This window comes from Capsulimonas corticalis, from assembly GCF_003574315.2.
Lineage (GTDB): Bacteria > Armatimonadota > Armatimonadia > Armatimonadales > Capsulimonadaceae > Capsulimonas > Capsulimonas corticalis.
On record NZ_AP025739.1, the window covers coordinates 4,932,657 to 4,949,061 of the forward strand.

The following is a 16,405-nucleotide window of genomic DNA, read 5'->3' on the forward strand; positions in this document are numbered from 1 at the left end:
GGGACGATATACCCCCAAAGTATACATCCGGAGGAAAATGAATTGAACGAACTGCTGAATGCGACGGAGCAAGAGGCTTCCCATCTGACATCGAATGTGGTGCGCGCAGGCGGCGGCCGCTTTTTCGAGCTCGGCGACCATCGAGGGTACTGCAAGGTTGTCGCCGAGCAGACGGGCGGGGCCTTCTTATTGGCGGAGGCCCATGCGGACTTCGGCGGCGGCGTGCCGCCGCACATCCACCATCGCGAAGATGAAACGTTTTATGTTCTGTCGGGCCATTTCGAGTTTTTGGTCGGCGATCAAAACGTCCAGGTCGGCCCCGGCGACACGGTGTATGGTCCTCGCGATGTGACGCATGCTTGGCGCTGCACTAGCCTGGACGGAGGGCGCATGCTGATCGGCTTCACGCCGGGCGACAACTTCCAGCCGTTCGCGATCGCCATGGCGCAGATGGGAGCGGATCCACAGAGCGACATGTCCAATCCCGAACGAGCGGCCGCCTTCATGGCTCTCGCGCTGCGTCACGGAATCGAGATGCTTCCCCAGGGCTAAAGGAACGCATTTCGGCTTCACCGATCGATCACCGTAACCCCCTTTCGCCGCGCCGACGCCGCCGCGGCGAAAGGGGGGTTACCTATCGTTTGACCCTTTGGCTGTCCAATAGCGGGTAGGAGACGAAGCAAGTCTCCAGGTACAATTCCCCCTGAGGTACGAACGATATGAACTCTGCGCGCAGTTACTTTGACGAATTGAACACGCAATATCTCCAGACGCATCAGGCCAAGGAAGATCTGTTCTGGGACACGTACATGGCGATCAGCGACGATCGCGATGGATTTGCTCAGGCGGAGCACGCTTACCAGGCGTTCCTGTCCGATCCTGAGAAACTCACTCGGGTGCGGTCGCTCCTGGCGGAGTTAGAAACTTCGGCGGACCGGGAGAGCCGGGAGGACGTCGAATTTGGGCTGCGGGGCTGGCTGGCGATGTTCGAGGCGAATATCATCGACAACGCGGCGGCGGAGCGCAGCCAGCGCGAGCTTGTCGAGATGGAAACGGAGCTGTTTGGGAAGCGCCGCGATTTCAAGATGAGCCATGTCAATGAGCGCGGTGAGCGGGAAGAAGCGTCGCTTGGAACGCTCGCGATCAATATCGCCACGAATCCCAGCGAGGAGGCGCGCAAGGGCTCGCATGACGAGCTGCTGCGGCTGGAGCAATGGGTGCTCGCGAACGGATTCCTGGAGATCGTCGCCAAGCGCAATGAGTTCGCTCGGGCGCTCGGCTACCGCCACTACTTCGATTACAAAGTGCGCACCGGCGAGAAGATGAGCCCCGAGGATCTGTTCCGTATCCTCGACGACTTTGAAGAAAGGACGCGCGATGCGAGCCGCCGTTCGCTCGATGCAATGATCGCCGAAAAAGGCGCGTCCGCCGTACTTCCGCACAACCTTTCCTTCCATATCAGCGGCGATGTCCGGCGGCAGATGGATCCATATCTGCCGTTCGGAAAAGGGCTGGAGCGCTGGGTCGTGACCTTCCAGCGGCTGGGCATTGGCTTCCGGGGCGCGGTCATGCAGCTTGATCTGCTGGAGCGCGAAGGCAAATACCAGAACGGCTTCTGCCATGCGCCCGTCCCGGCGTTCTTCGACAAGGACGGTCATTGGGTGGCGGCGCATGTCAACTTCACCTCGCTCGCCAAGCCGGGCCAGGTCGGCAGCGGCGCCAACGCGCTGCGGACCCTGTTCCACGAGGGCGGCCATGCGGCGCACTTCGCCAACGTCGCGCAGAACGCGCCGTGCTTTTCCCAGGAGTACGCGCCGACATCGATGGCCTACGCCGAAACCCAGTCCATGTTTTGCGACAGCCTTCTGGGCGACGCCGATTGGCTCAAGCGATACGCCCTCGATGAATCGGGAACTCCCATCCCCGATGAACTGATCCGAACACAGATTGAGAAGACGCAGCCGTGGCTCAGCCGGTCCATGCGAAATATGATGGTGGTCCCGTACTTTGAGATCGCGCTCTACGAAATGAGCGACGACGAGCGCACGCCGGAAGCCGTGCTGGCCCTCGCGCGGCAAACGGAAGAGCGGATCATGGGAACGCCGGTCAACAGCCGCCCCGTGCTCTCGATCCCGCATCTGCTCAACCGAGAATCGGCGGCGTCCTATCACGGCTATCTGCTCGCCGAGATGGCCGTCCACCAGACGCGCGGATATCTCCTCCAGAAGTTCGGATATCTGACGGATAACTCGCGAATCGGGCCGCTGCTCGCCGAGCATTACTGGCGTCCGGGCAACAGCGTCGATCACAACGCCACGCTGATCGGACTGACGGGACAGGGCTTCTCCGCGAAGTATCTCGCCGACGCCTGCAACCAAACGGTTGAGGAAGCCTGGAAGGAAGCCGCCGAATCGATCGCCGCCGCCGCCCGGCGCCACTACTCCACCGACTATCCAGAGACGCTGAGCGCCACGATTCGTATTGTCGACGGCGCGAAGGTGATAACGGACAACGACGTGTCGGACGCCGACATGTGCGCGCGGTTCGAGGCGTGGGTGGGGGAATTGACGAAAGCCTGACGGGAGTTTTGCGCGGATGCGAAAAATAAGCCCTCGGAAATCGCGAGATTTCCGAGGGCTTGAGTCTGTCTGAGCGCTTTGTTAGTTTAGTTCGGCGTCACCTCAATCGCGGCGACCTGGGCGTTGTCAACGGTTGCGTGGAACTGGATAACGATCTGGCCGCTGGAGTTCACGGTCGTGTCCAGGTCCTTGACGTCGGCCTTGTTGGCGCCTCCGGCGTCCGCGAAGATGTCGAAGTTGGTCATCAGCTGGGTTCCGTTGACCACCACGTTGAACTTGCGGTCTCCGGCGGCGGGCCAGTACGTCTCGGCGAAGTGCATTCGCAGATGATACGATGCGCCCACCGGCAGGCTCGGGACCGTGTAGATGACGTCGCCGCCGTAGCGCGCCGTCGAGTAGACCGCCGCCGGAGCGGCGTTGGTCACGCCGGTCGTCGAAACGGCGGCGCCGCTCACGACGCCCGTTCCGGCGCTGGTGAAGAACTCATCCGCCACGAACGGGCTGACGGCCGGTCCTCCGCAGTTGATAGCGTAGCTCGGCCCAACGGTTTTGACGTTGAACCAGTTGAAGTCGTAGCCGTTGTCCGCATCCTCGTAGAGCTGGATGGTGTGATTGCCGGCGGTGAGTGAGACGCTGCCGGAGTTGACCGTGGTGAACGTATCGTAGCTGCCGGTGCCCGGCACCGCGATCGCGCCGGTCACGTTCGTCCCATCCACGTTGAAATGGATGCTGCCGCCGGAGGAGCCGGAGGAGACCCGCGTCTGGAACTGGTAGGTCCCGGCGGCGGTGACATTCACCATGTAGTTGAGATATTCGCCGGTGTTCGTCCAGCCGACCTGGTAGCCGCCGCCGGTGTCGCTGACGACCGCGCGGATATCCACGTTGTCGCTGCGATAAGCGCCGCCGGTATTGCCGGCGTCGTTATCGTGGTACGCCACGCCTTCGCCGCCCAGATCGTAGTTCTCGGCTTCGATCTTGCCGGGAATGCTCCATCGCGTACCACCATAGGGCGATTCCACGGGAGTCGCCGGATTGATGGTGATCGTGAGCGTCTTGTTCCCCGTTCCGCCGGCGTTGGTCGCGCCGAGAGTCACCGTGGATGTGCCGGACGCCGTGGGCGTGCCGGAGATCAAGCCCGTGCTCGTGCTGACCGACAGACCCGCCGGCAGCCCAGAGGCGCTGTAGCTGGTCGGGCTGTTGCTCGCGGTGATCTGATAAGAGAACGCCGCGCCCACCGTGCCCGTCGCCGTGGCGGCGCTGCTAATCACCGGCGCGGCGACGGCGATTGTGATGGTCAGAGTTTTGTTGCCCGTGCCGGTGGCGTTGGTCGCGCCAAGGGTGACGGTGGATGTGCCCGCCGCCGTGGGCGTTCCCGAAATAAGGCCGCTGCTGGTGTTAACGGACAGTCCCGCCGGCAGTCCCGTCGCGCTGTAGCTTGTGGGGCTGTTGCTCGCCGTGATCTGATAGCTGAACGCCGTACCGACCGTTCCCGAAGCCGTCGCGGCGCTGCTGATGACCGGAGCCGAGCCGGCGGTTCCGCCATACTCGTACGCGCCGGCGTCGTCCGCCGCGCCATGCGGGCGGGCGTTGCCGAGAATATCCGAGGTCGGGTGGGCGACGGAGGTCGGGACAAAGTCAATCGCCGAGGATCCCGACTTCAGCGAGTAGTCGCCGGCGGCGGCATTGGAGAACAGCGCCGTGGTTGGGCTCGCGACCTGGATGGAATTGGCGTCGTATCCCTGTCCCTGCCACTGGGACAGGTTCCAGACGGTTCCGTAGTTGATCTGGAAGGTCGCGCCGTTGTTGTAGATGTTGTTGCGGACGTTCGCCGCGCTGAACGAGTTCGTACTGGTGAACGTGTTGATCGCGAGCTGGTTGGCGAGCAGGATGTTGCCGTAAACCTGCGCGTTCGTGCCGTACGTGCTGCCGAGCGATGCGAGACACAGGGCGGTGAACCCATTGCCCGCCGTTGACGCCGTCGAGACCGTGTTGAACCGGAAGATATTGCTGTCGCCCCGGATCCAGACCGCGGAGTTGTAAGGTCCGGCGTTATTCGTTCCCGCGATCAGACAGTTCTCGATGGTATTGCCGCTGCCGGCGATGTCCATACTGGCGTAAGGGCCGGTGATGGTCATGCCGTTGACGACGACATTCGGCCCGAGCGTGTTGACCTGCGCGCTGTAGCAGATACCGCCGTTGACGGTGACGACCGCGCCGCTGGCGCCGTCGAAGGTGCAGTTGTCGCCGGTTCCGTCGCCGCCGGTGTCGATCGCCTGGAAGTTGTTCAGCGTGACGGACTGGAGCGAGTTGCCGTGGTCCGTGAAGGCCTCATACTCGAAGTCGTTCCGGCCGCCCCAGGTGTCCGCCTGATGCTCGGCGATACAGTTGTTGTAGTAGGACGTTTCACTCAGGTTCGGACCCTGGTTGCCGAACGAGACGTAAGCCGTCTGCCCGGTCTGGACATTGGGCATCGGGTAGGCGCAGTAGCAGCTATTGAACGTGACGTTCGATCCGTCGATGACCGCGAAGCCATGGCGGCCGTAGCGATACACCTCGCATCCGTCCACCAGCACGTTAACGCCCGTGTTTACGCCGTCGCCTTCAATGCGGACGCCGTAGCCGAGCGTCGGGTTCTGGTTGGACCCGCACTCGTCCACGACCAGGTTCCGGAACACCAGGTTCTTCGTGTAGTTGGAAGTCAGCTGGTTGCCGTTGCAGATGACGTTGTCGCGGACGCAGACATCATACTGAACGCCGTTCGTGTTCGGGTTGGAGCCGCTGGTGCTGATGGTGAGAACGCCGCCGCTCCACTTCCAGCAGTTGGCTGTGCTGCTCGGATCGCGGACGACGCTGCCATCCCCCGTGCCGCCGTTAAAGATGTCGATCAGGAACTGCTGGTTCGCCAGGACGGAGTTCACCTGCTGGGAGTACGAATGCGTGTAGACATTGTTCCCCTGAGAAACCCACTGCCCGTCATTGACGGGAATCTGGTTGCTGCCCCAGAACTTCGGCTTGGCGCCGCTGCCGTAATCGGCGAAGGTGATGGGGTTGCCGGTCGCGCCGCTGCTCAGCGGGTTCAAAACTTCGCGCCAGCTGTCTCCGCGCTTGAACAGGACCGAGTCGCCGGAGGTCAGCGAGATGCTCTCCGCCTTCGCGACCGTCGCGAATGGCGACGCCTGCGTGCCCGGATTATTGTCGTTGCCGGTGCTGCTGCTGACGTAATACGTGTGGACGACATGCGGGGTGATCGTGTAGGTATTGATGACGAAAATCGCGTTAACATCCGCGATAATCGCCTTCAAAGTGTGCACGCCGGCGGTCAGATGCGCGGACTGATAGGTGGCGACGCCGAAGTTGCCCCAGCTGCTCGTCTGCGCGAGCGTGATGTTGCCGGGAGTAACGTCCACGCCGTCCAGCTGGAAGTCCATCTGCCGTCCCGCCTGGGCCGGCGCGGCGTTGACCTGGATGTCATAGTTGCCGGTCGTGGCGACATTGACGGTATAGGTCAGCCAGTCGCCCTGGACGACATGGTTGCCGACCACATAGCCGTTGCCGCCGACAATCACGCCAGTTGCGGTTCCATATTGATTGATGGAGTTGATCGGGACGGGGCCGTTCGTGTCGTCCGCGCGATACACGCCGCTCGAGGCCGGCTGCTGGATATTGTAGGCGTCCCCCTGCGTTCCAGTATCGTAGTCGACGGCGTTGATCGTGCCTGGAACGGCAACCGGAGTGCCGGTAAACGGGGAGTGCGCCGAACACATCGCGCCTGTGGTCAGCAGAAGCGCCATGGTGAGAGGAAGACTGCTCAGTCGTCTCTGGCTGAAAGATTTACTTTGTCGGGCGCTGCGAAAGCGCTCCTGGGAAATTACCATTCCGATCCTCCTGCAATTGTGTTGCAATATCGCGAAAAGTACGACTACTGATTACACACGCGCCATTCTCCGAGAGGCGTGACTTACTTAGGATCGTTTCGCCGCTTCACTCCTTTCTCCGGGTATTTCTTAAATCACACAAACTGTATTGCGATTGTTGCTATTAAACTGAATTTTGAGGATATGTAACTTTTCTCCACATCACATCGTGGAGGTTTACTGGGCGGCGTCACAAAGACATGCCAGCAGAGTCGCGCTAATGCGCGAACTGTGCTAGCAGAGCGTGACCAGTATACAACGCTTCCCGCACTTTGTCAACGACATTTTTTCATGCCGGTCCAATGTTGGGCGCCGTACGATCCGCTATGGCGAGGACAGTGCTTCGAAACCTGAGACGACGTCAAATAGTTCGTCGTCGATGCTGCCTTGACGCAGACGATGGAATGCGCCATGGAGATCGTCCAGCAACTCGTCGATGTTTCTTTCGGCTCGCTGCATCGCCGAGAGACGGCTTGCGTTCTCGCTCGCGAGGGATTCGGCGCATGCGCGGAAAAGAGAGATGAAGAGATATTCGTGAATCAGCTTGCGCAGTGTCTCATCACTGTCCCCCAGGATCTCGGGCAAATTTTCCGATGGCCATGGGATTTTTGCCAGATCCGATTGCCATCGCGCGTCGAGCGGCAGCAGGCGCTGTCCGGTCGGTTCATAGAGTGATCCGGACCGTGGACGATTGTGGAAGATATAAACGCATCCATTGTCGGTGTTTTCTCGATGCGCTTCACTCGCCATCTGAATCTGACCGACAAGTGGCGTAATCGCTTGGACGGTATTGGGGGAGGCAAATACTGCAATCACGGAGAGACCCGCCTCCACTAGGCGCTCATGAACGCGCTCGCCGATGACCCATACTTGGGGTTTGCCAGGCAAAGACGCAAGCGTCTCAATCGCGTAATCGGCCACCACATCGTTAAATTGTCCCACCAACCCCTGGTCGGAACCGAAAACGATGGCTCCAATTTCCGTTTTCCGTTTCTCTGCGGCCACAAACGGCGTCGTTTCACTTCTATGAAGGCAAGCAGCCAATCCCAGCTCTACAGTCCGATAGTAATTGACCAGGGCAAGCATCGATTTCTCATATTGTCCGACGCTGGAAGCGGCCACGGCTTTCATCGTGCGCACGACCGACTGCAAATCGCCGGCGCTATCGATCTTTCGGCGCAGGCTCGCCATGGAATCGCTCATGCTTTTTCCTTCGGTTTCGACTGAAAGGGCGCCAGTGATTTGCGGTCAATTTCGACGATGGTCTTACGGTCGTCATCGTTCAATTTCGCGGCGCTTTCAAATCCCGCGCATACTTCGGCTGGAATAGAGGCCGACGCCTCCTGTACGGCGTACTCGGCGTCCGTCATCTGTTCCAACGGGACCTCGTCGAAGAGCCTGGCGGACAGCGCCAATAGGATAGCGATTTGTGCGGGCACGGTGACCTGGGAGTATTCCGGCTGCTGAAGGCAGGCGCGGATGCGCCGTCCGTGTTTGATCGACTTGAGAGTGTTTTCGTCTAGCCGCGCGCCAAACTTAGCGAATGCCTCCAGCTCTTCAAACTGCGCATAGGCGAGCTTGAGATCGCTGGCCACCGCGCGATAGGTCGCCCTTTGGGCTTTGCCGCCGACGCGGGACACGGATTTTCCGACATCGACAGCCGGCAGCACGCCTAGTTCGAACAGCGATGGCGAGAGATAGATCTGCCCATCCGTGATGGAAATCAAGTTGGTCGGAATATAGGCGGAAATGTCCTGCGCTTCGGTTTCGATAATCGGCAGAGCGGTGAGAGAACCTCCGCCGTGCTCGTCGGTGAGATGTGTCGCGCGCTCCAGAAGCCGTGAATGAATGTAGAAGATATCTCCGGGAAAGGCTTCACGGCCCGGGGGCCGCCGGAGCAGGAGGGAAAGCTCGCGATAGGCGCGGGCGTGCTGCGTGAGATCGTCGTATACGATCAGCACATCCCGGCCTCTTTCCATAAAATATTCCGCAATGGTAGTTGCGGCGTATGGAGCGATGTACGTGAGACCCGGCGGATCGTTGCCTTCGCTGACGACAACGACGGTGTAGTCCATCGCCCCGTGCGCCCGCAAGGTAGCCACAGCCTTCGCCACGGCGGAGGCTCGCTGTCCGATGGCGCAATAGATACATACAACGTCCTGATCCCGCTGATTGAGAATCGAGCCGATCGCGATAGCGGTTTTCCCTGTCTGACGATCGCCCAAAATCAACTCGCGCTGCCCTCGGCCAATCGGCAGAAGCGCATCAATGACTTTTATCCCTGTTTGGAGCGGGACAGTGACCGGTGCGCGGTCCATGATTGCCGGCGCCGGACGTTCGATGGGACGGCGTTCGTGGGCGTCTAACGAGCCGGCGTCGTCGAGTGGCCGGCCGAGAGGGTCAATGATGCGGCCCAGTAGCCCGTCGCCCACAGCTACATCGGTAACACGGCCCGTGCGCTCGACTTCGTCTCCCGCGTGCAGACGCCAATGCTCACCGAGGAGCACCACGCCGATTTCCTCTTCATCGACGTTGAATGCGACGCCAAGCACGCCGCCGGCAAACTGAATTAACTCTTCGAAGCCGACCCCGGGAAGGCCGGAAACCATGGCGACTCCGGTAGAGACACGCGCGACCGCGCCTATCTCACGCGGCGTCAGGTTCGGCGTGAACTCTTCGCGTGCTTGACGGATATCGGCGAACCCCTGGTCGAAGCCGTCTTGCAAGCTTTCGGCTTTTCTTCTCATTGTCGAGACGCGCTTTCGTTCATAGGGAGAGCGCCGGCGTTCGCCTGTGCTGTTGTGATGGTTCCTGAGCCCTTCCGCGCAATAAGCTCGCCGACTCTGCTTTCCAGCGATATCAGATAATCCGCGATGCTCCACGCCAATTTCTGGCCGTTCGCTGTGAGTTCGACGCCGCCGATCAGATCTGGCGTCGTCTCGAATCGAACGGGAATATCGGAGGAGAACGTTTCGTTAAGTGCGTTTTGGATCGTCGCGCGCCCCTCCGCCGGCAGATCGAATGCGCTGCGTATTAACACTGGACTGGATGATGTTTTGAGGGCGGCGCCAAGGCTTTCTTTCACCGGACCGGTTATGGCGCGCAAACGGCGAGCAAACACGTCCGTCATGCATAACTCCAGGCTTGTCGCCGCGAGATCCGCCAGCGTCTTTCGCGCGATGGCGAATACTTCCTGCTGAGTACTGAGGCGAATGGCTTGATTGAGGCTGTGGGCTTCGTTGAGGAGCATTTCCCGTCGTAGCGTGCTCTGGGCGTCGGCCGTCTTTCCTGCTTCCTCAATCAGGCGCTGACGTTCTGCGTTCGCGTCGTTCGTCGCCTGATTGAGAAGTGTGGCGCGCTGGGCGTCGAACTCCTCGTTTTTATGCTGATACTCATCGCGCTCCTTGTGGGCTTCGGCCATTTTCACTCCGGCGTCCGCGATCTGCGCGGCGATCCGCTTCTCACGCGAATCCACCGCGTCCAGGATCGGCTTATATAGGAAGCGTCTTAATAGCCAGACGAGTATGAGAAAGTTGAGCGTTTGAGCGATGACGGTGAACCAGTCAATTAACATGGATCTACTTCCCTGTTGTCTGGGCGATGGCGTGGTTCCAGAACGGATTGGCGAAAATCAAAATCATCGAGATCACAAAACAATAAATCGCGATCGATTCGATCATCGCCAAACCGACGAACAGCGTTCGGGTGATCGTGGCGGCGGCGTCGGGCTGCTGAGCCAGTGAACTGAGCGCCGTCGAGACGGCTTTGCCTTCGCCGAGCGCGGGGCCGATACTTCCGACGGCGATCGTCAGGCCGGCGGTGCTGATTGAGGCGACGGCGATGAGCGTCATGCTGTCCATGGTGTGTCCTTTCGCGTTGCGTGAGAATCTTAAGTTCGGGGCGCAATCTCCAATATCGGTTCTTGCGTGCGCGTGGCGGCGGCGATATAAACGGCCGCAAGGACGGTGAAGATATAGGCCTGCACCATTCCTGTGAGGAGACCAAGCGCCGTCATTACGATGGGAAAAACAAAAGGAGTGATGGTGAGCAAAATGCCGACGATCATCGCGCCGCTCATCATATTGCCGAAGAGACGCACTGCGAGCGCCAGCGTTCGGGAGATCTCGCTGATGATATTGAACGGCAGCATGATCACGGTCGGCTCGGCGTAGGATTTGAGATAGCCTCCAATGCCCTGGTTCTCAATGCCGAAGAGAGGGACGGCTACGAATACGCACAGCGCCAGGGCGGCCGTGGTTGAGAGCGAACTCGTCGGCGGCTCGTAACCGGGGATGATTGTGCAGAGGTTCGCCGCAGCGACGAATAAAAACAGTGTGCCTAGAAAGCCGAGATACCTTTTCGGATCGCCAAGGCCGATGTCTTCTATCTGTTTCACGATGCCGGTGACGAGAATTTCCAGGAGATTTTGCCAACGGGATCGTGTCAGATCCGTCGAGAGCTTTCGCGTGACCAATATCGATCCCGCCGTCAGCGCGAACATCAGCGCCCAAGTGAACACGATGGTGGCGTTCAGCTTGAGAAAACCATGCCGCCAGAAGATCATCTCGTCAGGGCTGAGATGCATGTCTTGCCTCCCACGCGGCGCCGGGCGTGTTGGCTTCCAATCGCTTGGTTCGCTGCGAAACGATCAGGCGCGCGATGACAAATCCTAGGAGAGACGCCAGGGTTCGATCCCAGTGACTGCCGGAGACAAAATAGAATCCGATCAGGGCGATGCTCATTCGCGTCATGAGGCTGCCGAAGAACCAGAATGCCGGGCGCTCGGATGCGATTCCCTTGCGAACCGTCCACCAGAGGCCTCCGAAAAAGATCGCGCCAAGCAGTCCTCCGGCGATACCCGCCGCGATCCGAAGCAGTATTTCATTCATGGGCGTCCTCCTGTTCCTCATGCATCGCTCGGTCTTCCTTAGCAACCCAATTCCACGCATTGAAGCAGCCAATTGCAAGTCCCGCCGCCAGCAGCGCCAGCGTCCAGGCGTGCTTACCTGGGTAGTGTTTGTCTAGCCAGAGGCCAAGCATCGCGCCAAACAATGTAGGGACAACCACAGACCACCCGATCAGGCCCATCACGCCAAATCCGAGCCAGATAGTGTTTGGCGAGCGACGCCGCGCTTTGAGCTTGCGCGTCGCCTTTGCGCCGACCCGATCGGCGAATACCGCGCCATGCTTTGAGGCTTGCTTTGCCGGATCGTTATTCATGCTCAAATCTCGCCAAACGTCGCATCAGTCCGGCTTCCAATTTCACCATGATGGAGCGCACGCTTTGCTCCTGTGCGCCCAGCGTTTGGAACTCTCGCTCAACTGCGGCGCGCAATTGACCTAAGTCCGTTCCAGAAATCGCCCGGCGCACGGAAACGAGTATGTTCGCGCCAGTCTTGACCAGCATTCCTTCATCTACAGCGATGTAGATCTCACCCTCCGCTTCGGTTTCGTAGATCAAAATTCCCGGTTCAAGCGCCGCCACACAGTCCAGGCGGCGCGGCAGAAGTCCCAGCGATCCTTCATGCGTCTCCGCAACGATGCGTAGCACGTCGGTTTTTTCCGCGAAGATCTGGGAGGGTAGCAGCACCTTAAGATTCATGTTTTCGCCTTTCCCAACGCTTCATCAATCGATCCAATCATGTAGAGCTCGCTCTCGGGATAGTCTTTGAATTCGTCATTCAAGATCCGCTCGCAGCCGTCCAGCGCGTCCTTGAGACTGACGAGCTTTCCCTGGTGACCGGTAAATTGCTCGGTCGTGAAAAACGGCTGCGTGAGAAAACGCTCCAGACGGCGGGCGCGGGCGACGACGTTGCGATCCTCTGGAGCAAGCTGCTCCAAGCCGAGCATGGCGATGATATCCTTGAGGTCGGCGTACTGCGCGAGCGTCTGTCGGATTTCCTGCGCCAGATCGTAATGCCGCTGGCCGACGACGCCCGGAGTGGTCATGTTGGAGTTGGATTGCAGTGGATCGATGGCAGGGAACAGACCTTCGCTCGCCCGCTTGCGCGATAGTACGATCGAGGCCGAAAGATGCGAGAATGTATGCACCGCCGCTGGATCGGTGAAGTCGTCCGCTGGAACATAGACGGCTTGGATGGACGTGATGGAGCCGGCGTCCGTATTGGCGATCCGTTCTTCCAGCTCCGCGAGCTCCGTGCTCATCGTCGACTGATAACCCAGACGTGACGGCATCTGTCCGAGCAGTCCCGACACTTCCATCCCTGCTTGAATGAAGCGGAAAATATTATCGACGAGAAGCAGTACGTCGCGATGCTCGTCGTCACGGAAATACTCGGCCATCGTCAACGCGGCGTGCCCGATCCGAAAACGGGCTCCCGGAAGCTCGTTCATTTGCCCGAAGAGCATGACCATATTGGGAAGCACGCCGGCTTCCTTCATATCGCGGTAAAGCTCCTCGCCTTCGCGGCAGCGTTCGCCGATGCCGCAAAAGATACTGACGCCTTGCCGCCGTTCGACAATGTTGTGGATCATTTCGGTGAGCAGCACCGTCTTCCCCACGCCGGCGCCGCCGAAAAGTCCCGCTTTGCCGCCGCTCTCCAGCGGCGTCAGCACATCAATCACCTTGATGCCCGTTTCAAAAATCGCCGATTGGGTGGATCGCCGCGCTAGCGGCGGCGGAGCCCGGTGCACGGAACGCCATTCGACATCGGTCACCGCTCCTTCACGATCGATGGCGTTCCCGAATACATCGAACATCCGCGAGAGAACCCCTTTGCCCACAGGCGCTTTTAATGGTTCGCCCGTATCCGCAGCCGCCATGCCGCGCGCAAGACCTTGCGTCGGCGTCAATGCAATTCCGCGCACATGGAGCGCATCCAGCTGCGCGCGAACTTCGATGACGATCCGCCCATCGTCACCCGCGCGCAGCATCGAATAGATTGCGGGGAGATGATTCTCGAAGCAAATATCCACGACGCTTCCACGCACGGAGACGACCTTGCCGAGATTTTGCGTAAGGGCGCTATTTGGCATGATTGGAAGCGCTGTAGGTCTGGAGGTGCGTCTGCTGCGTCTCGGCCAATATTCCGTGCGCCCGCGCCGCCTCACCCGCCGTTCCATGCACGACGACGAGGAATTCGCCGGCCTGGAGTCGATCCTGATACTTGAGAGCCTGGTCTCGGGGGATTCCCGCCGCCATCAACCCACTGATCAAAGCGCCCACTCCCGCGCCGCCGACGGCTCCCGCGATAAACCCGGAAAGCGGGCCAAGCACCATGAGCGCGCCGATTGCAGGCAGAATGAAGAAGCCCATGGCTCCCATCAACATTCCGAATACGCCGCCGAACCAGGCGCCCTGCGCCGCCCCGGCCAGCGCGGCGTCCGCCGGCTGGTAAAAACCCTGGACATCCTCACGCGTTTCAAAGTTACGGCCGACGATAGAAATTTCGCGCATGAGCAACCCGGCGTCGGCAAGATGTCGGACCGCTTGTTCGGCGGCGTCATGAGTGGGAAAAATCGCCACGACGGCCTCATCGGCTGCGATGGGGGATATTACGGAATTGGTCAATGTGGTGTTCATTTTTTAGGATTTCCTGTTCGTTTCACGAATCTGCATTACTCGCTCGAAGTCGGCAGCGGCGTCGTACACTGATAGGTTTCGCCATCCATGATCATGAAGCCGGTCACCGTCTCGGCCGGTCGGTGGACGATCACCAAGTAATCACCGGATTTGAGTCGGTCGTGGAATTTGAGCGCTTGATATCTGGGAATGCCGGCCGCCATCATCGCGTTGACGAGCGCGTTGAATCCGGCGCCGCCGACGGCGCCGGCGATCAGTCCCGCCAGCGGTCCGAGCACTGTTACCGCGCCAAACATCGGGAATACAAAGAACCCCATCGCTCCAGCCATCAATCCAAAGAAACCGCCGAACCAGGCGCCGGCTTCCGCTCCCGCGAGCGCCGCATCCGCCGGACGATAAAAGCCCTGGACATCTTCCACCGTCTCGAAGTTGCGGCCGATCAGTGAGATTTGCCGTACTGGAACGCCATCCTCGACAAGAAGGCGCACCGCATCTTCTGCGGCGTTATGATTGGAATAGAGCGTCGCGACGGTTTCGTCGGGCGCAGTGGATATTGCGCTTGGATTGGCGATTGTGCTGGACATGGAATGTGCTCCTGTGGGTTACGCTTCGATAATGACTTTGAGCGCATGCGTCTCGGCGGCGCGGCCAAAGATGTCGTAGGCGTCGAGGATTTGGTCCAGCTTGAATCGATGCGTGATCAGCCGGCCTGGATCGAGCTTCTTGGATTGCACGGTCTTCAGAAGCATGGGCGTCGTGACGGTATCGACTAGGCGGGTCGTGATGGTAATATTTTTGGCCCAGAGCAGTTCGAGGTGAAGATCGACTTTCACGCCATGCACGCCAACATTGGCGATGACGCCGCCTGGACCAACCAACTCCTCGCAGAGTAGAAAGGTTGCCGGTATGCCGACAGCCTCAATTGCCGTGTCGACGCCTCGTCCGTCCGTGAGCGCTCGCACCTTCTCGGCCGCCTGCCCGTCCGCGCTGTTGATCGTTTGCGTCGCGCCGAACTGACGGGCGATCTCCAGGCGATTGTCATCCAGATCGATCATGATGATCTCGGAGGGAGAGTAAAACTGCGCCGTCAGGAGCGCAGCTAGTCCGATTGGTCCGGCGCCCACGATGGCGACCGTCGAACCCGGCGCAACCTTGCCGTTGAGCACGCCGCATTCGAACCCTGTCGGCAGAATATCGCTGAGCATGACCATCGCTTCTTCATCGGCTCCTGCTGGGATTGGATAAAGACTGGTGTCAGCGTGCGGAGTTCTGACATACTCGGCCTGAGTGCCGTCGATCTCATTACCGAGGATCCAGCCTCCCGTGGCGCAATGAGAATACATCCCGCGCCGGCAGTAGTCACATTTGCCGCAGGAAGAGATGCAGGAAATAAGAACACGGTCGCCCACATGGAAGGCGGTGACGCCGCCGCCGATGGAGTCGACGATCCCAACACCCTCATGCCCGAGAATGCGGCCTGGAGCGCAAGTGGTGACATCGCCCTTCAGGATATGCAGATCCGTGCCGCAAATCGTCGTCTTCACGATTTTAACGATCGCGTCGCTGGGGGCCTGGATCTCCGGCTTCGGCCGGTCTTCGATCGCTTTCAATCCTGGTCCACGGTAAACGAGTGCCTTCATCGGTATTCTCCTGAATTTGTCTGTCGCATGAGCGCGGTGATTCATCAATGATCTTTGAACTGAGTATGAAGATTCCAACTTTAGAGCGCATCCGCCTAATGGCCGATTGTCCGCAAAAAACATTTCTGGTTCATGTTAACGATAATTGGAGATAATTGTAATAGATTGTTAATAATTATTAAGGACGGTAACTATGACAGACAGAGGAACGCATGCTCAGGAAATGAATAAGGAAGTTCAGCACTCGAAGACCCAGGCGGATGCGCTCGCGCTTCGCGGGGTGGGGGAGCGCACGCTGCGCCGGACCGAGGATCGGCTGAGCGACGAGCAGGCCGCACTGTTCGCCCGGATGCGCGACGAAGGCGCGAAGATCTGCGTGGATGAGATCCCCGGTGTGGCTTCGGACGACCCGGCGGCGCTGAACGCCTTTTTGAGCGCCCGTCTGGCGCGCGGCCGTGAAGTCTCTCGATCCGGCGCGATCGATTTTCTTCGGCTGCCGCGCGTGGCCCGGACCACCGCGCTTCGCAGCATCGCCGGCGGGCATATCGAGCGGATCGCCAGCCATGTGGACAAAACTCATCACTTCTATGGATTGACCGACAGCGGATTAGCCCTGCTGGCGCAGCACCAGACGGTCAAACGACAGGCGGCGGCGCGTTTGGCGAAAGCGACGAAATAGTTCGCGCTTGCTTCTTTCGGGACGCTCTCCTCTTCCTTCCAACGGAAAGT

General features: G+C 59.7%; 16 protein-coding genes. 3 read left to right on the forward strand and 13 right to left on the reverse strand.

The genetic code is table 11. The features are described from left to right. The first annotated feature begins 42 nt into the window (after positions 1 to 42). Together D5261_RS21000 and D5261_RS21005 are read left to right on the forward strand one after the other, a co-directional pair. Entirely contained in the window at positions 43 to 552 is a 510-nt protein-coding gene (locus D5261_RS21000) for a cupin domain-containing protein (RefSeq protein ID WP_165864302.1), read from the forward strand. 167 nt (positions 553 to 719) lie between these two features. After that, on the forward strand, positions 720 to 2,579 hold the full coding sequence (locus tag D5261_RS21005; protein ID WP_119322201.1) for a M3 family metallopeptidase: 1,860 nt from the start codon (positions 720 to 722) through the stop codon (positions 2,577 to 2,579). A gap of 86 nt (positions 2,580 to 2,665) precedes the next feature. Here the strand turns inward: D5261_RS21005 and D5261_RS21010 are convergent, their stop codons facing one another. From D5261_RS21010 to D5261_RS21070, 13 genes are all read right to left on the reverse strand, one after another. Continuing rightward, complete coding sequence (locus D5261_RS21010; RefSeq protein WP_119322200.1) at positions 2,666 to 6,454, reverse strand: carbohydrate-binding protein; 3,789 nt, start codon at positions 6,452 to 6,454, stop codon at positions 2,666 to 2,668. Between the two features lie 363 nt (positions 6,455 to 6,817). Further along, positions 6,818 to 7,696, reverse strand: a complete 879-nt coding sequence (locus D5261_RS21015) for a F0F1 ATP synthase subunit gamma (RefSeq protein WP_119322199.1) — start codon at positions 7,694 to 7,696, stop codon at positions 6,818 to 6,820. Beyond that, positions 7,693 to 9,240, reverse strand: a complete 1,548-nt coding sequence (locus tag D5261_RS21020; protein WP_119322198.1) for an alternate F1F0 ATPase, F1 subunit alpha — start codon at positions 9,238 to 9,240, stop codon at positions 7,693 to 7,695. Before D5261_RS21020 ends, D5261_RS21015 begins: the two co-directional genes overlap by 4 nt. After that, the gene (locus D5261_RS21025; RefSeq protein WP_119322197.1) at positions 9,237 to 10,067 is read right to left on the reverse strand and encodes a F0F1 ATP synthase subunit delta; all 831 of its coding nucleotides are present in this window, start codon (positions 10,065 to 10,067) and stop codon (positions 9,237 to 9,239) included. The genes D5261_RS21020 and D5261_RS21025 overlap by 4 nt, the downstream gene beginning before the upstream one ends. Positions 10,068 to 10,071: 4 nt before the next feature. Then, complete coding sequence (locus D5261_RS21030) at positions 10,072 to 10,353, reverse strand: F0F1 ATP synthase subunit C (protein ID WP_119322196.1); 282 nt, start codon at positions 10,351 to 10,353, stop codon at positions 10,072 to 10,074. 29 nt (positions 10,354 to 10,382) lie between these two features. After that, positions 10,383 to 11,078 (reverse strand): F0F1 ATP synthase subunit A, encoded by a 696-nt coding sequence (locus D5261_RS21035; RefSeq protein ID WP_119322195.1) that lies wholly within the window; start codon positions 11,076 to 11,078, stop codon positions 10,383 to 10,385. Then, complete coding sequence (locus tag D5261_RS21040) at positions 11,062 to 11,382, reverse strand: ATP synthase subunit I (RefSeq protein WP_119322194.1); 321 nt, start codon at positions 11,380 to 11,382, stop codon at positions 11,062 to 11,064. Before D5261_RS21040 ends, D5261_RS21035 begins: the two co-directional genes overlap by 17 nt. After that, the gene (locus tag D5261_RS21045) at positions 11,375 to 11,713 is read right to left on the reverse strand and encodes an AtpZ/AtpI family protein (protein WP_119322193.1); all 339 of its coding nucleotides are present in this window, start codon (positions 11,711 to 11,713) and stop codon (positions 11,375 to 11,377) included. Before D5261_RS21045 ends, D5261_RS21040 begins: the two co-directional genes overlap by 8 nt. Next, the gene (locus D5261_RS21050) at positions 11,706 to 12,095 is read right to left on the reverse strand and encodes a F0F1 ATP synthase subunit epsilon (RefSeq protein WP_119322192.1); all 390 of its coding nucleotides are present in this window, start codon (positions 12,093 to 12,095) and stop codon (positions 11,706 to 11,708) included. The genes D5261_RS21045 and D5261_RS21050 overlap by 8 nt, the downstream gene beginning before the upstream one ends. Continuing rightward, on the reverse strand, positions 12,092 to 13,489 hold the full coding sequence (gene atpD, locus D5261_RS21055) for a F0F1 ATP synthase subunit beta (protein ID WP_119322191.1): 1,398 nt from the start codon (positions 13,487 to 13,489) through the stop codon (positions 12,092 to 12,094). The genes D5261_RS21050 and atpD overlap by 4 nt, the downstream gene beginning before the upstream one ends. Then, the gene (locus D5261_RS21060; protein ID WP_119322190.1) at positions 13,479 to 14,036 is read right to left on the reverse strand and encodes a general stress protein; all 558 of its coding nucleotides are present in this window, start codon (positions 14,034 to 14,036) and stop codon (positions 13,479 to 13,481) included. The genes atpD and D5261_RS21060 overlap by 11 nt, the downstream gene beginning before the upstream one ends. A gap of 35 nt (positions 14,037 to 14,071) precedes the next feature. Next, positions 14,072 to 14,620, reverse strand: coding sequence for a general stress protein (locus tag D5261_RS21065; RefSeq protein ID WP_119322189.1), 549 nt, complete (start codon positions 14,618 to 14,620; stop codon positions 14,072 to 14,074). Positions 14,621 to 14,638: 18 nt separating this feature from the next. Further along, positions 14,639 to 15,676, reverse strand: coding sequence for a zinc-dependent alcohol dehydrogenase family protein (locus tag D5261_RS21070; RefSeq protein WP_119322188.1), 1,038 nt, complete (start codon positions 15,674 to 15,676; stop codon positions 14,639 to 14,641). A 223-nt stretch (positions 15,677 to 15,899) separates the two neighbouring features. Here D5261_RS21070 and D5261_RS21075 point away from each other — a divergent pair, with 223 nt between their 5' ends. Then, positions 15,900 to 16,355, forward strand: a complete 456-nt coding sequence (locus D5261_RS21075; protein ID WP_119322187.1) for a hypothetical protein — start codon at positions 15,900 to 15,902, stop codon at positions 16,353 to 16,355. The last annotated feature ends 50 nt before the right edge of the window (positions 16,356 to 16,405 follow it).

What these genes read in the sequence shown, in the direction of transcription:
- D5261_RS21070 (WP_119322188.1), bottom strand. Translation starts at nt 15,676, where the DNA reads ATGAAGGCACTCGTTTACCGTGGACCAGGATTGAAAGCGATCGAAGAC.
- D5261_RS21005 (WP_119322201.1), top strand. Translation starts at nt 720, where the DNA reads ATGAACTCTGCGCGCAGTTACTTTGACGAATTGAACACGCAATATCTC.
- D5261_RS21035 (WP_119322195.1), bottom strand. Translation starts at nt 11,078, where the DNA reads ATGCATCTCAGCCCTGACGAGATGATCTTCTGGCGGCATGGTTTTCTC.
- D5261_RS21020 (WP_119322198.1), bottom strand. Translation starts at nt 9,240, where the DNA reads ATGAGAAGAAAAGCCGAAAGCTTGCAAGACGGCTTCGACCAGGGGTTC.
- D5261_RS21030 (WP_119322196.1), bottom strand. Translation starts at nt 10,353, where the DNA reads ATGGACAGCATGACGCTCATCGCCGTCGCCTCAATCAGCACCGCCGGC.
- D5261_RS21075 (WP_119322187.1), top strand. Translation starts at nt 15,900, where the DNA reads ATGAATAAGGAAGTTCAGCACTCGAAGACCCAGGCGGATGCGCTCGCG.
- D5261_RS21015 (WP_119322199.1), bottom strand. Translation starts at nt 7,696, where the DNA reads ATGAGCGATTCCATGGCGAGCCTGCGCCGAAAGATCGATAGCGCCGGC.
- D5261_RS21010 (WP_119322200.1), bottom strand. Translation starts at nt 6,454, where the DNA reads ATGGTAATTTCCCAGGAGCGCTTTCGCAGCGCCCGACAAAGTAAATCT.
- D5261_RS21025 (WP_119322197.1), bottom strand. Translation starts at nt 10,067, where the DNA reads ATGTTAATTGACTGGTTCACCGTCATCGCTCAAACGCTCAACTTTCTC.
- D5261_RS21050 (WP_119322192.1), bottom strand. Translation starts at nt 12,095, where the DNA reads ATGAATCTTAAGGTGCTGCTACCCTCCCAGATCTTCGCGGAAAAAACC.
- D5261_RS21045 (WP_119322193.1), bottom strand. Translation starts at nt 11,713, where the DNA reads ATGAATAACGATCCGGCAAAGCAAGCCTCAAAGCATGGCGCGGTATTC.
- D5261_RS21065 (WP_119322189.1), bottom strand. Translation starts at nt 14,620, where the DNA reads ATGTCCAGCACAATCGCCAATCCAAGCGCAATATCCACTGCGCCCGAC.
- atpD (WP_119322191.1), bottom strand. Translation starts at nt 13,489, where the DNA reads ATGCCAAATAGCGCCCTTACGCAAAATCTCGGCAAGGTCGTCTCCGTG.
- D5261_RS21040 (WP_119322194.1), bottom strand. Translation starts at nt 11,382, where the DNA reads ATGAATGAAATACTGCTTCGGATCGCGGCGGGTATCGCCGGAGGACTG.
- D5261_RS21060 (WP_119322190.1), bottom strand. Translation starts at nt 14,036, where the DNA reads ATGAACACCACATTGACCAATTCCGTAATATCCCCCATCGCAGCCGAT.